This window comes from Paracoccus onubensis (assembly GCF_003591515.1).
GTDB classification, from domain to species: Bacteria; Pseudomonadota; Alphaproteobacteria; order Rhodobacterales; family Rhodobacteraceae; genus Paracoccus; species Paracoccus onubensis.
Genome location: NZ_QZCG01000007.1, coordinates 46,651 through 66,517 on the forward strand (window position 1 = coordinate 46,651; position 19,867 = coordinate 66,517).

Here is a 19,867-nt window from a genome sequence, read left to right on the forward strand (position 1 = left end):
CACGGATCATGACAGACAGTGCCATCATCATGCGTGCGGTGAACAAGTTCTACGGTGACTTTCACGCATTGGTCGATATCGACCTGACGGTCGGGCGAGGCGAACGGATCGTCATTTGCGGCCCGTCCGGCTCGGGTAAATCGACGCTGATCCGGACCATAAATCAACTGGAAGAGATCCGGTCCGGCACCATTCTGGTCGACGGGGTCGAACTGACGGCCGGCGGTGACAACGTGGCCAAGGTGCGGCAGGATGTCGGTATGGTTTTTCAAAGTTTCAACCTGTTTCCGCACATGACCGTGCTGGAAAACTGTACTCTTGCACCGATGAAGACCCGCAAAATTCCACGCGCCGAGGCCGAGGCAACGGCGCGTCACTATCTGGAACGGGTGAAGATTCCCGAGCAGGCCGAGAAATATCCCGCACAGCTTTCGGGTGGACAGCAGCAGCGCGTGGCGATTGCGCGCGCCTTGTGCATGAAACCCCGGATCATGCTGTTCGACGAACCGACCTCGGCTCTGGATCCCGAGATGGTCAAAGAGGTTCTGGACACGATGATCGATCTCGCACAGGAGGGTATGACGATGATTTGCGTCACCCATGAGATGGAATTCGCCCGTGCCGTGGCCGATCGGGTAATCTTCATGGATAAGGGATTGATCGTAGAAGAGAATGCCCCCGAGGCATTCTTCAACTCGCCGAAAAACGAACGCCTGAAGAACTTTCTGGGACAACTCGCATGAACCGACCGCGCATTCTCGCCCTTACGCCCATTCATCCGCAGGATATAGCGGATCGCATGGCTGCCGATTACGATATCATTCACGATATTGCCCAGGCGGCGGATATCGAGGTCGTGCTGACGAATGGCGGGCTTGGGTTGTCAACCGAACAGATGGCGGCGCTGCCCGCCCTGCGGCTGATCGCGGTGAATGGCGTCGGTGTTGACGCCATAGATCTGGACGAGGCGCGCCGCCGCGATATTACCGTGACCACAACCCCTGATGTTCTCTCGCTGGCCGTCGCTGAAATGGCGCTTGGCCTTGCGCTGGCGGCGGGTCGTCGCATTGCCGAAGGGGACCGCTTCATCCGCGCGGGGGAATGGGCGGATGGCGGCAAGATCGCCCTGGGCGGGTCTGTGCTGGAGCGTCGTGCCGGTATCCTTGGTTACGGGCGCATTGGCCGCAAGCTGGCCGATCTGCTGCGGGGCATGGGGATGGAGGTATTGTATACGGCACGTTCCGAAAAATCCGATTCACCCGATGCCTATCGTCCTGACCCGCTTGCCCTGGCGCGCGATTGCGAATTGCTTTTCGTCACCGCTGCCGGAGGGCAGGATACGCGTGGGCTGGTCGATGCGGATGTTCTGGCGGCGCTTGGGCCCTTGGGGATCGTTGTCAATGTCGCCCGCGGGCCTGTGGTCGATTCCGCCGCGCTTGCCGATGCCCTGCAATCGGGACGGATTGCCGGAGCCGGGCTGGATGTGTTCGACGATGAACCTGATGTGCCCGACGCTCTGCTGAACGCGCCGAATTGCGTGCTGGCCCCTCATATCGCTTCGGCCACCACCGAGGCACGCCGTGCAATGGCGCAACTCGTGCTGGACAATGTCGCGGCCTATTTCGCGGACCGCCCCCTGCCGACCCCTTACAATAACGGCTGACCGAAGGAGCTGCCTTCGGCTGCACTGTGCCACAGAAGGCCGATCACTCAGACCGGCAAAGCGGTCGTATGCTTGACGCGCCGCAGCACGAAATTGCTGGAGGTCGCTGCCACGCTTTCGTGATCAAGCACATGTCCCATCAGGATCCGCTCGTAATCCTGCATATCCTCGACGATGAGATGCAGCAGGTAATCCCATTCACCTGAAACGGAATAGGCCGCGAGGATAGTCGGTTCCGCTTCCATGGCCCGCTGAAAACTGGCGCGGGCGCGAGGCCCCTGGGATTTCATCCGCACATGGCAGAACACGTCCAGTGTCCGACCAAGCGCGACCGGATCGACAAGCCGCACATGCGGGCCAAGAACCCCTGCCTGCTCCAAGGCGCGGATACGCCTCCAGCAGGAGCTTGCGGATGCATTCACCCGCTCGGCCAGGGTATTGGCTCCCAGTGAGGCGTCCTTCTGCAGGATGGTCAGAATTTTCCGATCCAGATCATCAAGATGAAAATATTCGGTCATAACTTTGCCATTATCGATGAATTTCATTCAAATTTATGCATTCCGAAAAGAACGTTGGTCAAGTCATATCGGGGCAGGGGATGTATTCTAACGGCAGCAAACTGTCTGCCCGTACCCGGTTTCGCGCCAACTAGGACGCGTCGGCGCGGCAAGGCAATGACCGGAGGCCGCCGATGATCCACGACATACCCCAGAAAACCCGGAGCAATGCGGCTGGATTCGGGCATGATTGGCCGCGCGTTCTGTCCACAATGGCGCTGTCCCGCGCCCTTGACCGGATGGAGGAAGAACATCTGGTCCCGGCAAAAAAGGTTCTCTACCAGTTTTCCGCCCGTGGCCACGACATGGCGCAGATCTTGCTGGGCCTTCAATTGACCGGGCGGCATGACGCGATTTGCGGCTATTACCGGTCGCGGCCTATCCTGCTATCGCTGGAAGTCGACCCGGTAGAGGCGCTTGCCGCGGCGATGGGCCGGTCGGGCGGCTATTCCGATGGCCGCGATATCGGCGTGGTCTTCAACCATCCCAACCCGGACGGCGCGACCGCGCTGCCGATGTGCGGGGGTGTCGGTGCGCAATTCACGCCGACGGCGGGATGGGCGCAGGCGCTGGATTATCATGCCCGGCAGATGGGCTCGGCGGATCACGGGAATTCCATCGCGGTTGCCTTGGGTGGGGACGGGTCGGTCGCGACCAATGGTTTCTGGTCGGCCCTGATGATCGCGACCACCCGGAAATTGCCGATGCTGTTTTATATCGAGGATAACGGCTATGGGATCTCTGTGCCGTCCGGCTTCAATTCGCCTGGCGGTGATATCGCCGCCAATCTTGCCTCGTGGTCGGGACTGACGATTTTTTCAGGCGATGGAACCGAACCCGAAGAGGCCGCGCGCCTGACGGCCGAGGCCGTCGCCCATGTGCGGATTTCCCGCGCACCCGCCCTGCTGCGTCTGACTGTTCCGCGCTTGCAGGGTCACAGCTATCAGGACACGCAGACCTATAAATCGGACGCGGTGATCGCAGCCGAACGTGCCCGCGACCCCTGGGACAAACTGAAATCATATCTGGTGCCTGACCGTCTCGATGCCTCGGAATGGACCCGCGTGACCGAGGCGGCAGATGCTCGTGCCGAGGCCGCGCGGGAAGCGGCGGAAGCCCGCGATATCCCGGAACCCAAGACCGTCACGCAACATGTCTTTTTCGAGGGCGAGATGCAGCGGATGGGTGGGCTGCACAATCACGGTTATATCCCGCCCAAGGCCTGCGCCGATCCCGATCCGCAGGGCGCGCGGCTGAACATGGTCACGGCGATCCGCCGCACGCTGGAGCAGGAGATGATTCTGAATGAGCGTGTCGTCCTGTTCGGCGAGGATATCGGACCGAAAGGCGGTGTGCATGCCGTGACGCTTGGTTTGCAGGAGAAATTCGGCGAGAACCGGGTTTTCGATACCAGCCTGTCCGAGGAGGGGATCGTGGGCCGCGCTGTCGGCATGGCGGTGGCCGGATTGATGCCGGTGCCGGAAATCCAGTTCCGCAAATATGCCGAACCTGCCACCGAACAGATCAATGATTGCGGCACGATGCGCTGGCGCAGCGCCAACCGTTTCGCCGCGCCGATGGTGTTGCGCATGGCCGGCGGCTTTTTCAAATGCGGCGATCCGTGGCACAGCCAGACGAACGAGGTTGCCTTTGTTCACAATCCCGGCTGGAAATTCGCGGTCCCCTCGAATGCCGAGGACGCCGTGGGGCTTTTGCGAACCGCCCTCCGCGGTAATGATCCGGTGATCTTCTTCGAACATCGCGCGATGCTGGATTTGCCCTGGGCGCGCCGGCCCTGGCCCGGCGATGCCTTTGCCCTGCCCTTTGGAAAGGCGAAGATCACCCGCCCGGGCAAGGCTTTGACCGTGGTGACATGGGGAGCCATGGTTCCCCGCTGCGAAGAGGCGGCAGAGGGACGGGATGCGGAAGTGATCGATCTGCGCACCCTGATGCCATGGGATAGCGAACTGGTGCTGGATTCGGTTCGCCGTACGGGCCGCTGCTTGATCGTGCATGAGGATTTGCAGACCGCCGGTTTCGGAGCCGAGATCGCAGCCCGGGTTGCCGATGAAGCCTTTCTTGATCTTGACGCGCCGGTTGCACGGCTGACGATGCCCGACATTCCCTCGCCCCATAATCCGGTGCTGCTGGAACATGTCGTGCCCTCTGTCGCGTCGATTGCCGCGAAGATCGACGCGTTGAAAGGGTTCTGAGCCATGCATGACGTGATTGTCCCGCTCGAGCAGGAGGGAACGCAGGCCAAGGTTCTGGACTGGTACGTGAAGCCCGGCCAGCGGGTGTCAGAGGGCGACCCGCTGGTCGAGCTCGAGACGGATAAGGTGACGGTGGAAATCCCTGCGCCTGTCGCCGGCATCCTTCGGGAGATCCTGCTGGCGCCGGGAAGCGAGGCGAAGCCCGGCGGGATTCTGGCCCGGATCGAAACTGTCGCCAAATCCGATACCGGTGGCGCCAAGATGAAAATTCCGGCAAGGACCGCCCGGGATAGCTCTGTCCCGGAACCGTCTCCCGCTGCTTGCGTGACCCGCGAAACCCGTCATTCGCCCGCAGTCCGCAAAGCCCTTGCCGAGACCGGTCTGGATCCGGCGAAGCTGACGGGGACCGGCAGGCATGGCCGCCTGACCCGCGAGGATGTCCGCCATGCCGCTGCCAGGGCAGATATCCGGCATGAACCGGCTCCGGGCTGTGTCTCGGCCCATACCGGCATAGCGGCAGAGGGCGCTTCCGGAGGTTCGACCTTCGTGCCTCATGACCGCATGCGCCTGCGCATTGCCGGGAACATGTTGCACTCGGTTACGACGGCCCCGCAGGTCACCGCTGTTTTCGAAGCCGATTTCGGTCCGTTGATGGCGCATCGCGACGCCCATCGAAAGGCGCTGGAAACCGAAGGGATTCCCCTGAGTTACACTGCCTATATCGTTCACGCCTGTGTCGCGGCCATGATGAAGGTCCCTGCGGTCAACAGTCGATGGCACGATAACGGGCTGGAGATTTTCGGCGATGTGAATATCGGTATCGGTACGGCGCTTGGGGACAAGGGGCTGGTCGTGCCGGTGATCCGTCAGGCCCAGAACCTGTCGCTGAAAGGGATCGCAGCGCGGATTCAAGATCTGACTACGCGTGCCCGTGATGGGAAACTGACTGCCGCCGACATGTCCGGCGGCACCTTTACCATTTCCAATCATGGCGTGTCCGGTTCGCTTTTGGCAGCCCCGATCATCATCAATCAGCCGCAATCGGCGATCCTTGGGGTCGGCAAGCTGGAAAAGCGTGTGGTTGTGCGGCAGGTGGACGGCAGTGACTCGATCCAGATCCGGCCTATGGCCTATGTCTCGCTGACCATTGACCATCGCGTGCTGGATGGCCACCAGACGAATAGCTGGCTGTCAGCATTCGTTGCGGCACTGGAAAGCTGGAAACCCTGAAACGGCTATCGCTGCGATCGTCCTGATCGGTAAACACGCCTCGCCCTTCTTCTTCACCCAGATATCCCGGCTATCAGCAGGCGTACCGCCATCCCGCGGAGTCGGATGTGGCCCGCCCTGATGACGGGCTTCGGATGCGGGGTTTCAAGCCCCGCCCGTATTTTCCCGTACCAGTTCCGCGTAAAGCTCCCTGATCCGCCGTGTCATCGGCCTGTCGCCAGTGCCAATGGGCTTACCGTCGATCGAGGCCACCGGCGTCTGTGCTCCGAAACTTCCTGTCAGGAAGGCTTCATCCGCGCCGTAAGCCTCGTAAAGCGAGAAATTCTTCTGGAAGACGGGGATACCCTCTGCCTGGCAAAGCGCGATGACCTTTGCCCGGGTTACTCCGTTCATGCAGTAATCCCCGGTCGAGGTCCAAATCTCGCCCCGGCGCACGATGAAGAAATTGCAGGCATTTGTGGTATTCACGAACCCATGCGGATCAAGCATCAACGCCTCTTCCGCGCCCGCCGCTTCGGCTTGCAGGCAGGCGATGATGCAGTTGAGCTTCGAATGACTGTTGAACTTCGGATCCTGACTTGTCGGCAAGCCGCGCACCTGTGGTACGGTGGCCAGCCGGATCCCTTTGGTCTGAAGACTTTCTACCGGTTTCGAATGTTCGAGGATCATGACGATTGTCGGCCCCGAGCGGCTGAGACCCGGATGCTGGAACGGTTTGTCCTTCACGCCGCGCGTACACATCAGCCGGCAATGGACATCCGTTGTCATTCCATTCGCCTCGGCGGTTCGGTTCAGGGCGTCGAGAATCTCGTCTTTCGTCATGCCGACATCCAGCGACACCGCTTTGCACGAGTTGAAGAAACGATCCATATGCTCGTCGAAAAAGGCCCATTTTCCGTTATAAAGACGCATCCCTTCCCACATCCCGTCGCCCAGCATAAAGCCCGAGTCGTAGACCGAAACCTTTGCCTCGTCCCGATGCACGATGTCGCCGTTTACATAGATCCTGATATCGCGATTGCGGATGTCTTCCGCCGCTTCATGGGTAGAGTGGCTATGACTGTTCGTATTCATTGACCGGCCTGTCCTGAGTTTCGATGGAAAGCGCTGCCGCGCGTCAGGGCCAGTAAAACCCTCTCTACTGGCCATGTCGAGGGCAGAAGACGGCCAGCGAAGGCCCGGCAGCGAACGGGCGGTTCGCCGCCATGGCAGGGTAATGTCCGGCGCAGCAGAACGCGGTTACTTCGGAACGGGGCGGATTGACAGGCTCGCAAAAGGATCGAGACCGCGTATTTACGTTGATGCGCGATGGCTTAGAATGGCGGTATCATGGCCGATCTTTTCGACACACCCTCTGCCGCCAATCCACCGCCCGATCCGGCGCTGAGTCCGCTTGCCGACCGCATCCGCCCGACACGGCTGGATGAGGTGATCGGGCAGGACAAGGTGCTTGGCCCGGATGGCCCTTTGGGCTCGATGCTGGCGGCGGGAAGCCTGTCGTCGCTGATCCTGTGGGGACCTCCGGGTGTGGGCAAGACGACCATCGCGCGGTTGCTTGCCGACGAGACCGATAGAAGCTTCGTGCAGATCAGTGCGATTTTCTCGGGGGTGCCGGAACTGCGCAAGGTGTTCGAAGCCGCGAAACTGCGGCGCGGAACGGGGCGGGGGACGCTGCTTTTCGTTGATGAAATTCACCGTTTCAACAAGGCGCAGCAGGACAGTTTCCTGCCGCATATGGAGGATGGCACCATCCTTCTGGTCGGCGCCACGACCGAGAACCCATCTTTCGAGTTGAACGCCGCGGTGATGTCGCGTGCGCAGGTGATCGTGCTGGAACGGCTGAACCTTGCCGATCTTGAACGGCTCGCGCAACGGGCTGAAAAAGAACTGGGCCGCAAACTGCCGCTGACCGCCGAGGCGCGGGAAGCGCTGTTGGAGATGGCGGACGGCGACGGGCGCGCGGTGCTGAACCTGATCGAACAGGTCGCGGCGTGGAAAACCGATCAGCCACTGGATGTGCAGGCGATGGCACAGCGGCTGATGCGGCGGGCGGCCAAATATGACAAATCCGGGGACGAGCATTACAACCTGATCTCGGCATTGCATAAGTCGGTGCGGGGATCGGATCCGGATGCCGCGCTTTACTGGTTCGCCCGGATGCTGGAAGGGGGCGAGGATCCCCGTTATCTTGCCCGCCGCATCACCCGGATGGCGATCGAGGATATCGGTCTGGCAGATCCGGCCGCGTCGCGGCATTGCCTGGATGCCTGGGCGATGTATGAGCGATTGGGCAGCCCCGAGGGCGAGCTGGCTTTGGCGCAAGCGGTGATCTATCTGGCGCTGTCGCCCAAATCGAACGCCGGTTACGTGGCCTATAAAGGGGCGCGGGCCGAGGCGAAACACACCGGCAGCCTGATGCCGCCCGCCCATATCCTGAACGCGCCCACCCAGATGATGAAGGATCAGGGCTATGGTGCAGGCTATGCCTATGATCACGATGCCGAGGATGGTTTCTCGGGGCAGGATTATTTCCCCGAGGGCATGAAGCGCCCGGTTCTGTATACTCCCGTCGAGCGTGGCTTCGAGCGCGAGTTGAAGAAGCGGCTGGACTGGTTCGTTTCCCGGCGGCTCAAGCGCGGGGGGTGAGGCATGGAAGAGTCGGCAGCATAATCTCCCAACTGCTCGAACTTGCCGGGTTCCGAAGAGGACAGCGATATTTCGCTTACCGCTATCCGGTTGATCTTGCGGTCGGAAAAATCTGCATACAAGTTTATGTAGACACGAAACCTCGCTAGGGACTCAACCGGTTCGCCGGAACCTATTTCGGAATGTCACGTTGAAATTCATATGAAGGACAAGGATAGACAGATGCAAAATAAAATGCTCGGAACGGTACTGCTTCTGGCTGTAATGGCTGTATCGGCTTGCGAAACCGTACAGGGTGCGGGGCGAGACATGCAAACCGCCGGTCAGATGGTTCAACAGGAAAGCGCCGACGCTCAATACGGGATGTAACTTCCCGATCTGACGGGCTTTTGCCTGTATTGGGATGGCGCAAAACCGCAACCGGTTCCTGTAAGGGTGCCGGTTGTTTCATCTTGATCCGGATGAGGTCGTGCAGGCTGGGCATGGGAAATTCCAGGCAGCCTGGCCTTGGAATTGCGGTTCTGACCGGTTGACTTTACCTGCATCCGGACCCACTACCAGCGCATGATGAACCCCTTTCTTCAGGTTGCCCTTGGCGGAGCGATTGGCGCGACGGCGCGCTATGCCGTTTATCGTGCTCTGATCTGGCATGGGCCGGGTTTTCCCGTTGCAACCGCCGCCGTCAATGTTCTGGGCAGTTTCGTGATGGGTCTGCTTGCCGCTGGCATGGCGCATAGATGGGGCAATGCCTATGCGCCTTTTCTGCTGACCGGCGTTCTGGGAGGCTTCACCACCTTTTCCGCCTTTTCGCTGGATGCGTTGACGCTGTGGGAAAGGGGCCAGGTGCCGGGAGCGGCGATCTATGTCGTGGCCTCGGTTCTGCTGTCACTGATAGCTGTCATTGCCGGTCTGGCTGTGGGGCGGGGAATAATCACATGAGCGGCGTTCAATTGATCCGTGTGGACCGGGAAGAGGGTGGGCAGCGCCTCGACCGCTGGCTGAAGAAGCGTTTCGCACAACTGACACAGGGCGCGGTCGAGAAGATGTGCCGCACCGGGCAATTGCGCGTGGATGGTGGACGGGTCAAGGCCTCGACCCGGATCGAGACCGGGCAGGAGGTACGCGTGCCGCCCTTGCCCGACGGCAAGCCGATGACCGACAGACCGGCAGCCGCCCGGATCCCCGATACTGATCAGAAGATGATCCAGCAGGCGGTGTTGTGGAAGGACGAGCATATCATCGCCCTGAACAAGCCTCCGGGCTTGCCGTCACAGGGCGGAAGCGGGCAGGGCAATCGCCATGTGGATGGGCTGACCGGGACTCTGATGTTCGGCTACAAGGACCGGCCCAAGCTGGTGCATCGGCTGGACAAGGATACTTCGGGCATCCTTCTGCTGGCCCGGACCGACCGGATCGCCCGCGCCTTGTCCGAAGCATTCCGGTTGCGCAGCACGCGCAAGATTTACTGGGCGGCGGTCGCCGGTGTCCCGGTTCCGCGGATGGGGACGGTCCGTTACGGGCTGGTCAAGGCGGGTGGCCATGGGCGCGGGGGCGAGGGCGAGAAGATGATCGCCGTGCATCCCCGCGATATCCCCGCGACCGAAGGCGCCAAGCGTGCGACAACCGATTATGCTGTGCTGGACGCGCTTGGAACGCGGGCAAGCTGGTGCGCTCTGGTGCCGATTACCGGCCGTACTCATCAGTTGCGGGCGCATATGGCCGAACTGGGGCATCCGATTGTCGGTGACGGGAAATATGGCGGCTCGGGACAGGAAAATCTGGGCGATGGCTGGGGCGCGCAACTTGGTGGGGAGATCAGCCGCAAGCTGCATCTGCATGCGCGCAGCCTGTCTTTCGACCACCCCATTACCAAGCGGCGCGTCACCCTCACGGCACCCTTGCCCGATCACATGCGCCGGACATGGGACACTCTTGGCTGGCATGAAAATGACGTGCCGGCGGATCCTTTTGCGGAGGACGAATGAGGCTGGTCATCTTCGATGTGGACGGAACGCTGGTGGATAGCCAGCAGGTGATCCATCTGGGCATGACAGCGGCTTTTGAGGCCGTGGGCCTGCCTGTTCTGCCGAAAGAGCAGGTGCTGACCACGGTTGGCCTGTCGCTGCCGGTCGCCATGGCGCGGCTTGCTCCGCATGCCGATACCTCTGTCCATGGGCTTCTGGTCGAGGCCTACAAGGACGCGTTCACGGCAGCCCGGATCAAGGAATTCGCGCCGCTTTATCCGGGGGCGCTTGAATGTATCGAGGCCCTGTCGGCCCGCGACGATCTGCTTCTGGCCATCGCGACCGGCAAGGGGCGGCGGGGATTGCTGCCTATGCTGGACACATATGGCCTGCACGGACGGTTCTTTTCGCTGCAAACGGCGGATGATCATCCTTCCAAACCGCACCCGTCGATGCTGCACCGGGCCATGTCCGAAGCCGGGGTCGAGTCAGAACGCGCGGTCATGATCGGCGATACGACCTACGATATCGAGATGGCTGTCGCTGCCGGCATACCCGCCATCGGCGTCGCATGGGGTTATCATCCGGTTGAGGCACTGCAAAATGCCGGTGCGGCGCAAGTGGTGCAGGACTTTTCCGCCCTCAGCGCCGCGATCGAGGATTGGGCGGTATGAGCGAGTGGAAGGCAAGGCGGTTCTGGAAACAGGCCGAAGCGCGGGATGCCGATGGCGGTTGGGAAGTCGCGCTGGATGGCCGTCCGGTCAGAACGCCGGGCAAACATGCGCTGATCTTGCCGACCCGGGCCCTCGCCGCTGCGATTGCGGACGAATGGGACGCCCAAAGCGAGGTGATCGATCCGAACTCCATGCCTCTGACCCGCGCGGCAAATTCGGCCATCGAGAAGGTTGCTCCGCAATTTTCGGATGTCGCGGCCATGCTTGCCGATTATGGCGTGACGGATCTGCTGTGTTATCGCGCAGAGCAGCCCAGGGAACTGGCAGCGATGCAGTCGGAAGGATGGGATCCGCTGATCGATTGGGCGGCGACCAGCCTGAACGCGCCGTTGAACCTGACCAAAGGCGTCGTTCCGATTGCCCAGCCCGACGAGTCGATTGCAAGGCTGCGGTCCGAGGTCGGGACATTGGACAGTTTTGCCATGACAGCATTGCATGACCTTGTGACCTTGCCCGGCTCACTAATTCTTGGACTTGCGGTGGTTCGGGGCCGCTTGACCGCCACGGAGGCGCATCGTCTTTCACGTATCGACGAAGATTATCAGGCCGGGATCTGGGGGCGTGACGAAGAGGCGATGACAGCTGCCGAAAACCGTCTGGTTGCCATGATTTCAGCGGAACGTTTCCATGGGCTTTCGCAAAACGGCTGACGGTCGGAAACCGGCCCCACGCTTGACCTGTGAGGCAGGATAGGCAAGATGATTTGATAGGCATCGTATTCGTGTCATCTTCTTGTAAGAGGATATTAGCTAAACGATGTTCATGAATGTCTGAACGGGGCGGAACACATCGCCTCGACAGTCTCAACAGCGAGGTAAGCATGAAACGAACGGTATTTTGGGGCGCATTGGCGATGACTGCCATGGCGGCAGGCGCCGCCGCCGCTGACACTCTTTCCGAAGTGAAAAATCGTGGCGAATTGAATTGCGGCGTCAATCCGGGTCTGGTCGGTTTCGCTGCGCCTGACGCGAACGGCAATTGGGCGGGATTCGATGTCGATCTGTGCAAGGCGGTTGCGGCCGCAGTGCTGGGAGATCCGGGAAAGGTCAAATATGTCCCTCTGACGGGACAGACGCGGTTCACCGGTCTGTCCTCGGGTGAGGTGGATCTTCTGGCGCGGAACTCGACCTGGAGCTTTTCACGCGATACCGACCTCAAGCTCGATTTCGCGGGGGTGAATTATTATGATGGTCAGGGCTTCATGGTCCGCAAGGATCTTGGTGTCACCTCGACGAAGGAACTCGATGGCGCGACGATCTGCATCCAGACCGGCACCACGACCGAATTGAACCTTGCCGATTATTTCAAGGCCAACGGCATGGAATATCAGCCCGTCAATATCGACAGCAATGCCGAGGGTGAGCAGCAATATATGGCCGGGGCATGCGATGCCTACACCACCGATATTTCGGGGCTTGCCGCGACCCGTGCGGCGTTTGCCGATCCCGAAAATCATGTCATCCTGCCCGAGGTGATCTCGAAAGAGCCTTTGGCCCCGGCGGTTCGTCATGGCGATAACAATTGGGGCGATATCGTCCGCTGGACGCTGAACGCCCTGATTGCCGCCGAGGAATATGGCATTACCTCGAAGAATATCGAGGAACTGGCGAAATCTTCGGAAAACCCTGAAGTGCAGCGGATTCTGGGCGTCACCGATGATCTGGGAGCGATGATCGGGCTGGACAAGGAATGGGCCAAGCGCGCCATTCAGGCCAGCGGAAATTACGGAGAGATCTTCGCCGCCAATGTCGGGGAACAGACGCCGATCGGGCTTGCGCGCGGACTGAATGCGCAATGGACGCAGGGCGGGTTGCTTTACGCGCAACCTTTCCGCTGATCCTTGATACCAGAGGGCGCTTTGGCGCCCTCTGGTCATTCCGAAGATAACGATCAGGTCACAAGCAAGCGGCGCTAAGTCGCGGACCGACGACAGGGGAACATAAATGACTGAAGTGCCGCTAGGGGCGGAACAGCCATTTCGGCTGAGCATGCTGGTCTATGACCGACGCTACCGCTCGATGACGTTCCAGGTGATCGTATTTATTCTGGTCATGGCGCTGGGCTGGTGGTTGGTCAACAACACCATCAGGAATCTTGCCGCGTTGGGCAAGGATTTCAATTTCGGTTTCCTGTTCCAGCGCGCGGGCTACGATATTCCGCAGCGATTGATCCCCTACAGTTCGGACGATACGCATCTGCGCGCGACGATTGTGGGGTTGCTGAACACGATACTGATCTCTTTTATGGGATGCGTCGCCGCGACGATCCTTGGGGTCGCCATCGGGATTGCCCGGCTGTCGCATAACTGGCTTTTCGCGCGGCTGATGGCGATCTATGTCGAGGTGTTTCGCAATATCCCGCTGCTTTTGTGGATATTGATCATCTACGCGATCTTTACCGATGTTCTGCCCCCGCCAAATGCCTATCGGGGCGATGATCCACAATGGTCGATGATCTTTTTCGATCAGGTCGCACTGACCAATCGTTATACTGCGGTTCCGGCATTCGGCATGAGCAACGATCCCGGCACCATCGACCTGGGCGCGCGCATCACCGTGAATCTGGCGCTCATCGCATTTCTGGTTGTCATTATCGGCGGCTGGATCGCACGGCGGGCGATCCTCGCCCGCGCACAGGCCATACAGGACCGGACAGGGCATCGCCCGGTGACATGGTGGATCAATCTGGCGGTGATGACCGTGCCGTCGGTGTTGCTGATCTGGTATTTCGGTCTGCATCTGCTGGCGCCGGAACTCAAGGGTTTCAATTTCAGCGGCGGGAACAATCTGAACAATGCGCTGGTTGTCCTGTGGCTGGCCCTGACCCTTTATACCGGCGCGTTCATTGCCGAGATCGTCCGCGGCGGGGTGCTTGCCGTCAGCAAGGGGCAGACCGAGGCCGCTTTCGCGTTGGGGCTGCGTCCGAAAGCGACGATGAATCTGGTGATCCTGCCCCAGGCATTGCGCGTGATCATTCCACCGCTGATTTCGCAATATCTGAACCTGACCAAGAACAGCTCGCTTGCGATTGCGGTGGGCTACATGGATCTGCGGGGTACTCTGGGCGGGACGACGCAGAATCAGACCGGGCGCGAACTGGAATCGATCGTGCTGATGATGCTGATCTATCTGGTGCTCAGCCTGATCATCTCGGCGGGTATGAACGCTTTCAACCGAAGCGTCAGGCTGAAGGAGCGTTGACATGAGCAATCCGAACCATGGCCCGGATGCCTATCTGCGCGAGGAAATGCTTCCCGAGATGCCACCGCCTGCACGCGAAACGGGAATGGTGAAATGGCTGCATGAAAACCTGTTCTCAGGGCCGGTGAATGCTGGGTTGACCGTATTGGGTCTGTTGATCGTCTGGTTCCTGTTCGATCATTTCTATCCGTGGTTCGCCCATTCGGTCTGGAACGCCTCCAGCCTGCCTGAATGCCGTAAAATCATCGCCGAAACATGGGGCGAAGGCGCGGGCGGAGCCTGTTTTGCCGTTATCCGCGAACGCTGGAATCAGTACATATACGGATTCTACCCGCCCGGACTTTACTGGCGCCCGACGCTGGTATTCGGGCTGCTGTTTGTGGCGCTTGCGCCGATCCTGTTTTCGATTTCGCGCAATATCCGTCGGATCGTGCTGATGACCGCAGCCATCGCGACGCTGCTTTCGCTTGTCGCCCTGAATACTCCGTCGATCTGGCTGGGTGTCGCGGTTGCGATCTTTGCGGTCGCATTGCTTGTGGCTGAACGGCATCAGATGTGGCTGCTTGGCTTTTCGGCCTTTTATCCGCTTCTTGGGGTCTGGCTGATCTGGGGCGGTTCCTTCTGGTGGATCATCATGATTCTGGCCGGTATGGGCTTTGGCTGGCTGGCATTTATCATCGCCGGACGGTTATCGCCGCTGCTGGCGGGCAGTTCCGCTATCGTGGTGACGCTGCTGGTCTGGGTATTTCTTTCCGGTGACGCTGCCAAAGACGCCGAAAATCTGTATTCACTTGCCATTACCCGTGTGGATTCCGAAGCGATTGGCGGTTTTCTTCTGGCGATCACCATCGGCGTTGCGGGTATCACCATGTCGTTGCCTCTGGGGATCGTGCTGGCGCTGGCGCGGCGCTCGGACATGTTTCTTGTCAGCTCGCTTGCCGTGATATTCATCGAGTTCATTCGGGGCGTGCCGCTGATCACGCTGCTTTTCGTTGCCCAGCTTCTGCTGAATTACTTCCTGCCGCCCGGCACCAGCTTCGATATCGTCCTGCGGGTCATCATCATGGTGACGCTTTTTGCCGCCGCCTATATGGCCGAGGTGATCAGGGGCGGGCTGGCCGCATTACCTGCGGGGCAATACGAGGCCGCGGACGCGCTTGGGCTGGATTACTGGAAGGCACAGCGGCTGATCGTGCTGCCGCAGGCGCTCAAGATCAGTATTCCGGGGATCGTTTCGACATTCATCGGCATGTTCAAGGACACGACTCTGGTCGCTTTCGTCGGACTTTACGAGCCGTTGAAGAATATTTCCGACGCGGTTCGCGCCAATATCGAATGGAAAGGCATCTACTGGGAGCCATTCATATTCGTGGGCGCAATCTTCTTCATCATCTGCTTCAGCATGTCGCGTTACTCTATGTATCTCGAGCGTCGGCTGCAGCGCGACAACAGATAGGAGGCTTTCATGAGCCAGACCCCGATGCGGGACGTCGATCCCGATCAGATGACCGTCAGCGACGAGATCGCCATCGAGATCATCCGGATGAACAAATGGTTCGGAAGTTTCCACGTCTTGCGCGATATCGATCTGGCCGTACATCGTGGCGAACGGATCGTGATCGCCGGTCCTTCGGGATCGGGAAAATCCACGCTGATCCGCTGTATCAACCGGCTGGAAGAGCATCAGAACGGACGGATCGTCGTCGATGGGATCGAACTGACCAGCGATATCAAGAATATCGACAAGGTGCGATCGGAAGTCGGGATGGTCTTTCAGCATTTCAACCTGTTCCCGCATCTGACGGTGCTGGAAAATTGCACACTGGCCCCGATCTGGGTCCGCCGGACGCCACGCCGGCAGGCCGAGGATGTCGCAATGCATTTTCTTGAGAAAGTCAGGATACCGGAACAGGCAGGCAAATATCCCGGCCAGCTTTCGGGCGGTCAGCAACAGCGGGTGGCAATCGCAAGGTCGCTTTGCATGCAGCCCCGGATCATGCTGTTCGACGAGCCGACATCGGCGCTGGATCCCGAGATGATCAAGGAAGTCCTGGACACGATGATCGAACTGGCCGAAGACGGGATGACGATGCTTTGCGTGACCCATGAGATGGGCTTCGCGCAGGCGGTGGCGAACCGGGTGATCTTCATGGATCAGGGCCAGATCGTCGAGCAGAATAATCCGCATGATTTCTTCAACAACCCGCGATCAGAGCGGACCAGGCTGTTCCTGAGTCAGATTCTGGGGCATTGAGGGCAGAGTTTTCGCTTTGTCCGTTATCTGACGCCCCCGTTATCTGGCCGCCCATGCGTGTCCGGGGCTATCGGATATCCTTCACGAATTTATCCCCAAGCTGCGATTTCAGGAACTTCATCTGCGGTTCCATGCACTCTGTCAGCAGTTCGATCGCGGCAGGGGGCGGGTTCAGGCCGGGAGGATTCGCAAAGACTTTTTTGTCAAGATTTCCATATGGATAAGGGCCGATTCCCAGATATTCCTCTAATTCGTCCATCAATTCGCCGGGCTCTCTGGCGATCCGGCCGAAGGGGATGACCTTCATGTCGGGGAAATGTTTTTGCCAGCGCGGAAGATAGGCCGCGTAATCGCCCCGATCATATAGAACCGGGTTCCGGACCTCTTCCAGCCAGTCGGCTTCGGTTTTCGGAGTGCGCTTTTCCCGGCGCAGGTTCATCCGCAATTGTGAAATCGCCCGGTCGACCGGGTGGCGGATCATGTAGATCACTTTCACCTTGCGCAGGAAACCGGCCACGAATTCGACGCCCTCTTCGGGCAGGGTCGAATATTCCGGCGTGAAATCCATTGGCACCGCATTTCCGGGGGCCGGGGCGAAGACACGCTTGTACCAATGATTGTGGAACATCTTGCCGTTGGTCAGCCCGTCCAGATATGAGTCGAGCTCGGGCGGCAGGGGCTCTTCGCGCTTGATATGGCGTTCGCGGATTTCCCTTGGCTTGTTACGGTAATGCCATTTGATCCAGTATTGATGCCCGGGGATGTAAACGTAATTGAAAAATTGCACCTCCTTGAACGGAGGTATCCAGATCTGCGGGTGCTGGCCAAGCATCTGGGCAAGCCAGGACGTCCCGGCCTTTTGCGCCCCTATGCACAGCGCGCCGGGCTTGCGGGGCTGGCCCTTGGGGTCGAAACTGGCACTGACGGTGATCAAATCTCGCAGCATGGGAATCCGGCGGTCATCATGTAAAAATCACTCGGAATGAAGTTTGACGATATTGCTTTGCGAATGGTTCGCATAGGTAGGCCAGTCGGGCTCGTATTCCTCGGATTGATTGCCCCAGACCGTCCAGCCCTTGCGCTTGCCGCGCGCGAACATTTCCAGACGGGGGCCCCAGCTGCAAGCCTCGATCACGTCATATTGTTCATCGGGCTTGCGGCTATGCTCGCGCTTGCGGATGGCAAAGATGTTTTCCTGCGAGCGGCCGGGATCCAGCGTGCGGACATCCTTGCCCCGTATGCCGAACAGCAGAATCTCGGTCACGTTGCGGAAATAAAATCCCACACCGCGCCGGTCGGGGCCGCCATCCTTGCGGATCTTGTACCAGATCAGGTTGCTTTTATAGGTAAATCCCCAATGCTCCATGACCCGCAGCCCTTCGGGCAAAAGCGCGTTCGGGACCCACAGATACAGATGGGCGCGGGACGCGGCGATCGCCTCGACCGGCAGATCGCAAATCGCATCCAGGCTCATCGTCGGATAGCGCGACAGCCGCCGATGCTCGGGCGCCATCTTGCCGGTGCGGTTCTGAAACTGCCACGGAGGATCGGCAAGGATCGTGCCGAAGCGCGTGGAGCCGGCGCATGCCAGCAACTCGTCAGATACGCTGTTCATCCCCGCCTCCATCTACATATAGCGCCTTGATTATACCAAACACCCATAGAGGACATCCGACCCCGCCGCCACCCTCAATCCGTGACAACAGTCTGGACATATGCGTGGTCAATGCCCCGAAGGACGATTTTCGCCCAGGATTGTTGAAGATATCCTGAAGCTCGCCCGATCTCGTTATGATGACACCAGCGCTCAGTGCACGCAAATCGAATAGCAGGCGGAACCGGGGCAGCACATCCGGAATATCACGCCACTCGTTCGGAAAATCATGGGCAAGGATTGCATCGGCATGACGCCATCCGTGGAACTCGTCATGCATGCGAATGAAGTCGGGCAGCCGGTCGGCTTTCACAACCGGCCCCAAAGATCGTATTCGCCCGCCTCATCCACCGTGACCGAAACGATATCGCCGGGTTTCAACGTCTCGAAACCCTTGTCTATGAACAGATTGCCGTCGATCTCGGGCGCGTCCGCCTTGGTGCGGCAGGTCGCGCCTTCATCGTCCACCTCGTCGACGATGACCTCAAGCTGCTGCCCGACCTTCCGCGCCAGCTTCGCCTCCGAGATCGCCTGCGCCTTCTGCATGAAGCGGTCGAAGCGATCCTGCTTGATCTCGTCCGGCACATGGTCGGGAAGATCATTCGCCCGTGCGCCCCTGACGTTTTCATATTGGAAGCAGCCGACACGATCCAGCTGCGCCTCGTCAAGCCAGTCCAGCAGGGTCCGGAACTCTTCCTCGGTCTCGCCCGGATATCCCACGATAAAGGTCGAACGCAGCGTGATTTCGGGGCAAACTTCACGCCATGCGGCGATCTCGTCCAGCGTTTTGGCCGCCGCGGCCGGGCGGGCCATGCGTTTCAGCGTATCGGGATGGGCATGCTGGAAGGGAATATCCAGATAGGGCAGCACCTGTCCGCCCGATTCGGCATGGGCAGCCATCAATGGGATCAATTCGCGCACATGTGGATAGGGATAGACGTAATGCAGCCGCACCCACACGCCCAGACTACCCAGATCGCGGGCAAGATCGGTGATATGGGCACGGTGGCCGCGTTCTTCGGCGAATTTCCGGTCAACGCCATATGCAGAGGTATCCTGCGAGATGACCAGCAATTCCCTGACACCGGCCTGTACCAGCTTTTCGGCTTCACGGATCACCGCATGGGCGGGACGGCTGACCAGTTTGCCGCGCATGTCGGGGATAATGCAGAACTTGCACTTGTGGTTGCAACCCTCTGAAATTTTTAGATAGCTGTAGTGCCTAGGGGTCAGGCTGACGCCGCTGGCGGGCAACAGGTCGATAAAGGGATCGGGGGCAGGCGGTACCGCGCCATGCACGGCATCCAGCACCGATTCATATTGATGCGGCCCGGTGACAGCCATGACCTTGGGATGTGCGCCGGTGATATATTCCGGCTCTGCCCCCAGGCAGCCGGTCACGATGACCCGCCCGTTCTGGTGCAGCGCTTCTCCGATGGCCTCCAGCGACTCGGCCTTGGCGCTGTCCAGAAAGCCGCAGGTATTCACGATCACGGCATCCGCGCCTGCGTAATCCGGGCTGATCGCATAGCCTTCGGCGCGCAGCCGGGTCAGGATGCGCTCGCTGTCGACAAGCGCCTTGGGGCAGCCAAGGCTGACCATGCCGATCGTCGGCTGGCCCGCGCGCCGCACATCGGGGATGGCGGCGCGGGCAAGATCGGGGCGCAAATCTGGCGGGTTCCTGTGCATCCGCCGCACATAGGCGATTCTGCGGCATCTGAAAAGAGGATTGCAACCGAGGGGCATAACCGC

At 59.8% G+C, this 19,867-nt stretch carries 20 protein-coding genes; 14 read left to right on the top strand and 6 right to left on the bottom strand.

Going from position 1 to position 19,867, the window contains the following annotated elements:
* The first annotated feature begins 8 nt into the window (after positions 1–8).
* Together D3P04_RS11150 and D3P04_RS11155 are read left to right on the top strand one after the other, a co-directional pair.
* Positions 9–743, top strand: coding sequence for an amino acid ABC transporter ATP-binding protein (locus tag D3P04_RS11150; protein WP_119749203.1), 735 nt, complete (start codon positions 9–11; stop codon positions 741–743).
* Positions 740–1,663: a 2-hydroxyacid dehydrogenase gene (locus D3P04_RS11155; protein WP_119748859.1), complete on the top strand. Its 924-nt coding sequence runs from the start codon at positions 740–742 to the stop codon at positions 1,661–1,663. Before D3P04_RS11150 ends, D3P04_RS11155 begins: the two co-directional genes overlap by 4 nt.
* A 47-nt stretch (positions 1,664–1,710) precedes the next feature.
* Here the strand turns inward: D3P04_RS11155 and D3P04_RS11160 are convergent, their stop codons facing one another.
* A complete protein-coding gene (locus D3P04_RS11160) occupies positions 1,711–2,181 on the bottom strand; it encodes an Lrp/AsnC family transcriptional regulator (protein ID WP_119749205.1) in 471 nt (156 codons plus the stop codon).
* A 173-nt stretch (positions 2,182–2,354) separates the two neighbouring features.
* On the opposite strand from D3P04_RS11160, the gene D3P04_RS11165 reads away from it, so the two are divergent.
* Both D3P04_RS11165 and D3P04_RS11170 read left to right on the top strand, forming a co-directional pair.
* Positions 2,355–4,433 carry a transketolase C-terminal domain-containing protein gene (locus tag D3P04_RS11165; RefSeq protein WP_220475313.1) on the top strand — a complete coding sequence of 693 codons (2,079 nt, stop codon included), beginning with the start codon at positions 2,355–2,357 and terminating at the stop codon, positions 4,431–4,433.
* Between the two features lie 3 nt (positions 4,434–4,436).
* Entirely contained in the window at positions 4,437–5,663 is a 1,227-nt protein-coding gene (locus D3P04_RS11170; RefSeq protein WP_119748861.1) for a dihydrolipoamide acetyltransferase family protein, read from the top strand.
* Positions 5,664–5,807: 144 nt separating this feature from the next.
* Here D3P04_RS11170 and D3P04_RS11175 read toward each other — a convergent pair whose 3' ends face one another.
* On the bottom strand, positions 5,808–6,737 hold the full coding sequence (locus D3P04_RS11175; RefSeq protein ID WP_119748863.1) for an aminotransferase class IV: 930 nt from the start codon (positions 6,735–6,737) through the stop codon (positions 5,808–5,810).
* Positions 6,738–6,992: 255 nt separating this feature from the next.
* Between D3P04_RS11175 and D3P04_RS11180 the strand changes: the two genes are divergently transcribed.
* From D3P04_RS11180 to D3P04_RS11225, 10 genes are all read left to right on the top strand, one after another.
* A complete protein-coding gene (locus D3P04_RS11180; RefSeq protein WP_119748865.1) occupies positions 6,993–8,309 on the top strand; it encodes a replication-associated recombination protein A in 1,317 nt (438 codons plus the stop codon).
* 222 nt (positions 8,310–8,531) lie between these two features.
* Entirely contained in the window at positions 8,532–8,678 is a 147-nt protein-coding gene (locus tag D3P04_RS11185) for an entericidin A/B family lipoprotein (protein WP_232844977.1), read from the top strand.
* Positions 8,679–8,873: 195 nt separating this feature from the next.
* Positions 8,874–9,248 (top strand): fluoride efflux transporter CrcB, encoded by a 375-nt coding sequence (crcB, locus tag D3P04_RS11190; RefSeq protein WP_119748867.1) that lies wholly within the window; start codon positions 8,874–8,876, stop codon positions 9,246–9,248.
* On the top strand, positions 9,245–10,294 hold the full coding sequence (locus D3P04_RS11195) for an RluA family pseudouridine synthase (protein ID WP_119748868.1): 1,050 nt from the start codon (positions 9,245–9,247) through the stop codon (positions 10,292–10,294). The genes crcB and D3P04_RS11195 overlap by 4 nt, the downstream gene beginning before the upstream one ends.
* Positions 10,291–10,947 (top strand): HAD-IA family hydrolase, encoded by a 657-nt coding sequence (locus D3P04_RS11200; protein ID WP_119748870.1) that lies wholly within the window; start codon positions 10,291–10,293, stop codon positions 10,945–10,947. The genes D3P04_RS11195 and D3P04_RS11200 overlap by 4 nt, the downstream gene beginning before the upstream one ends.
* The gene (locus D3P04_RS11205; protein WP_119748872.1) at positions 10,944–11,657 is read left to right on the top strand and encodes an ATP12 family chaperone protein; all 714 of its coding nucleotides are present in this window, start codon (positions 10,944–10,946) and stop codon (positions 11,655–11,657) included. Before D3P04_RS11200 ends, D3P04_RS11205 begins: the two co-directional genes overlap by 4 nt.
* A 170-nt stretch (positions 11,658–11,827) precedes the next feature.
* The gene (locus D3P04_RS11210; protein ID WP_119749210.1) at positions 11,828–12,844 is read left to right on the top strand and encodes an amino acid ABC transporter substrate-binding protein; all 1,017 of its coding nucleotides are present in this window, start codon (positions 11,828–11,830) and stop codon (positions 12,842–12,844) included.
* A gap of 106 nt (positions 12,845–12,950) precedes the next feature.
* Positions 12,951–14,207, top strand: a complete 1,257-nt coding sequence (locus D3P04_RS11215) for an amino acid ABC transporter permease (protein ID WP_182912814.1) — start codon at positions 12,951–12,953, stop codon at positions 14,205–14,207.
* Position 14,208: 1 nt separating this feature from the next.
* Positions 14,209–15,663 carry an ABC transporter permease subunit gene (locus tag D3P04_RS11220; protein ID WP_119748876.1) on the top strand — a complete coding sequence of 485 codons (1,455 nt, stop codon included), beginning with the start codon at positions 14,209–14,211 and terminating at the stop codon, positions 15,661–15,663.
* A 9-nt stretch (positions 15,664–15,672) separates the two neighbouring features.
* A complete protein-coding gene (locus tag D3P04_RS11225; RefSeq protein ID WP_119748878.1) occupies positions 15,673–16,461 on the top strand; it encodes an amino acid ABC transporter ATP-binding protein in 789 nt (262 codons plus the stop codon).
* A 67-nt stretch (positions 16,462–16,528) separates the two neighbouring features.
* Here D3P04_RS11225 and D3P04_RS11230 read toward each other — a convergent pair whose 3' ends face one another.
* The 4 genes from D3P04_RS11230 to rimO are packed head-to-tail and all read right to left on the bottom strand — an operon-like array spanning position 16,529 to position 19,804.
* Positions 16,529–17,407: a sulfotransferase family protein gene (locus tag D3P04_RS11230; protein WP_119748880.1), complete on the bottom strand. Its 879-nt coding sequence runs from the start codon at positions 17,405–17,407 to the stop codon at positions 16,529–16,531.
* Positions 17,408–17,434: 27 nt separating this feature from the next.
* Positions 17,435–18,076 (bottom strand): MT-A70 family methyltransferase, encoded by a 642-nt coding sequence (locus tag D3P04_RS11235; protein ID WP_119749212.1) that lies wholly within the window; start codon positions 18,074–18,076, stop codon positions 17,435–17,437.
* Positions 18,060–18,428 carry a BglII/BstYI family type II restriction endonuclease gene (locus D3P04_RS11240; protein WP_220475314.1) on the bottom strand — a complete coding sequence of 123 codons (369 nt, stop codon included), beginning with the start codon at positions 18,426–18,428 and terminating at the stop codon, positions 18,060–18,062. Before D3P04_RS11240 ends, D3P04_RS11235 begins: the two co-directional genes overlap by 17 nt.
* Positions 18,425–19,804: a 30S ribosomal protein S12 methylthiotransferase RimO gene (rimO, locus tag D3P04_RS11245; RefSeq protein WP_182912815.1), complete on the bottom strand. Its 1,380-nt coding sequence runs from the start codon at positions 19,802–19,804 to the stop codon at positions 18,425–18,427. Before rimO ends, D3P04_RS11240 begins: the two co-directional genes overlap by 4 nt.
* Positions 19,805–19,867: the final 63 nt, after the last annotated feature.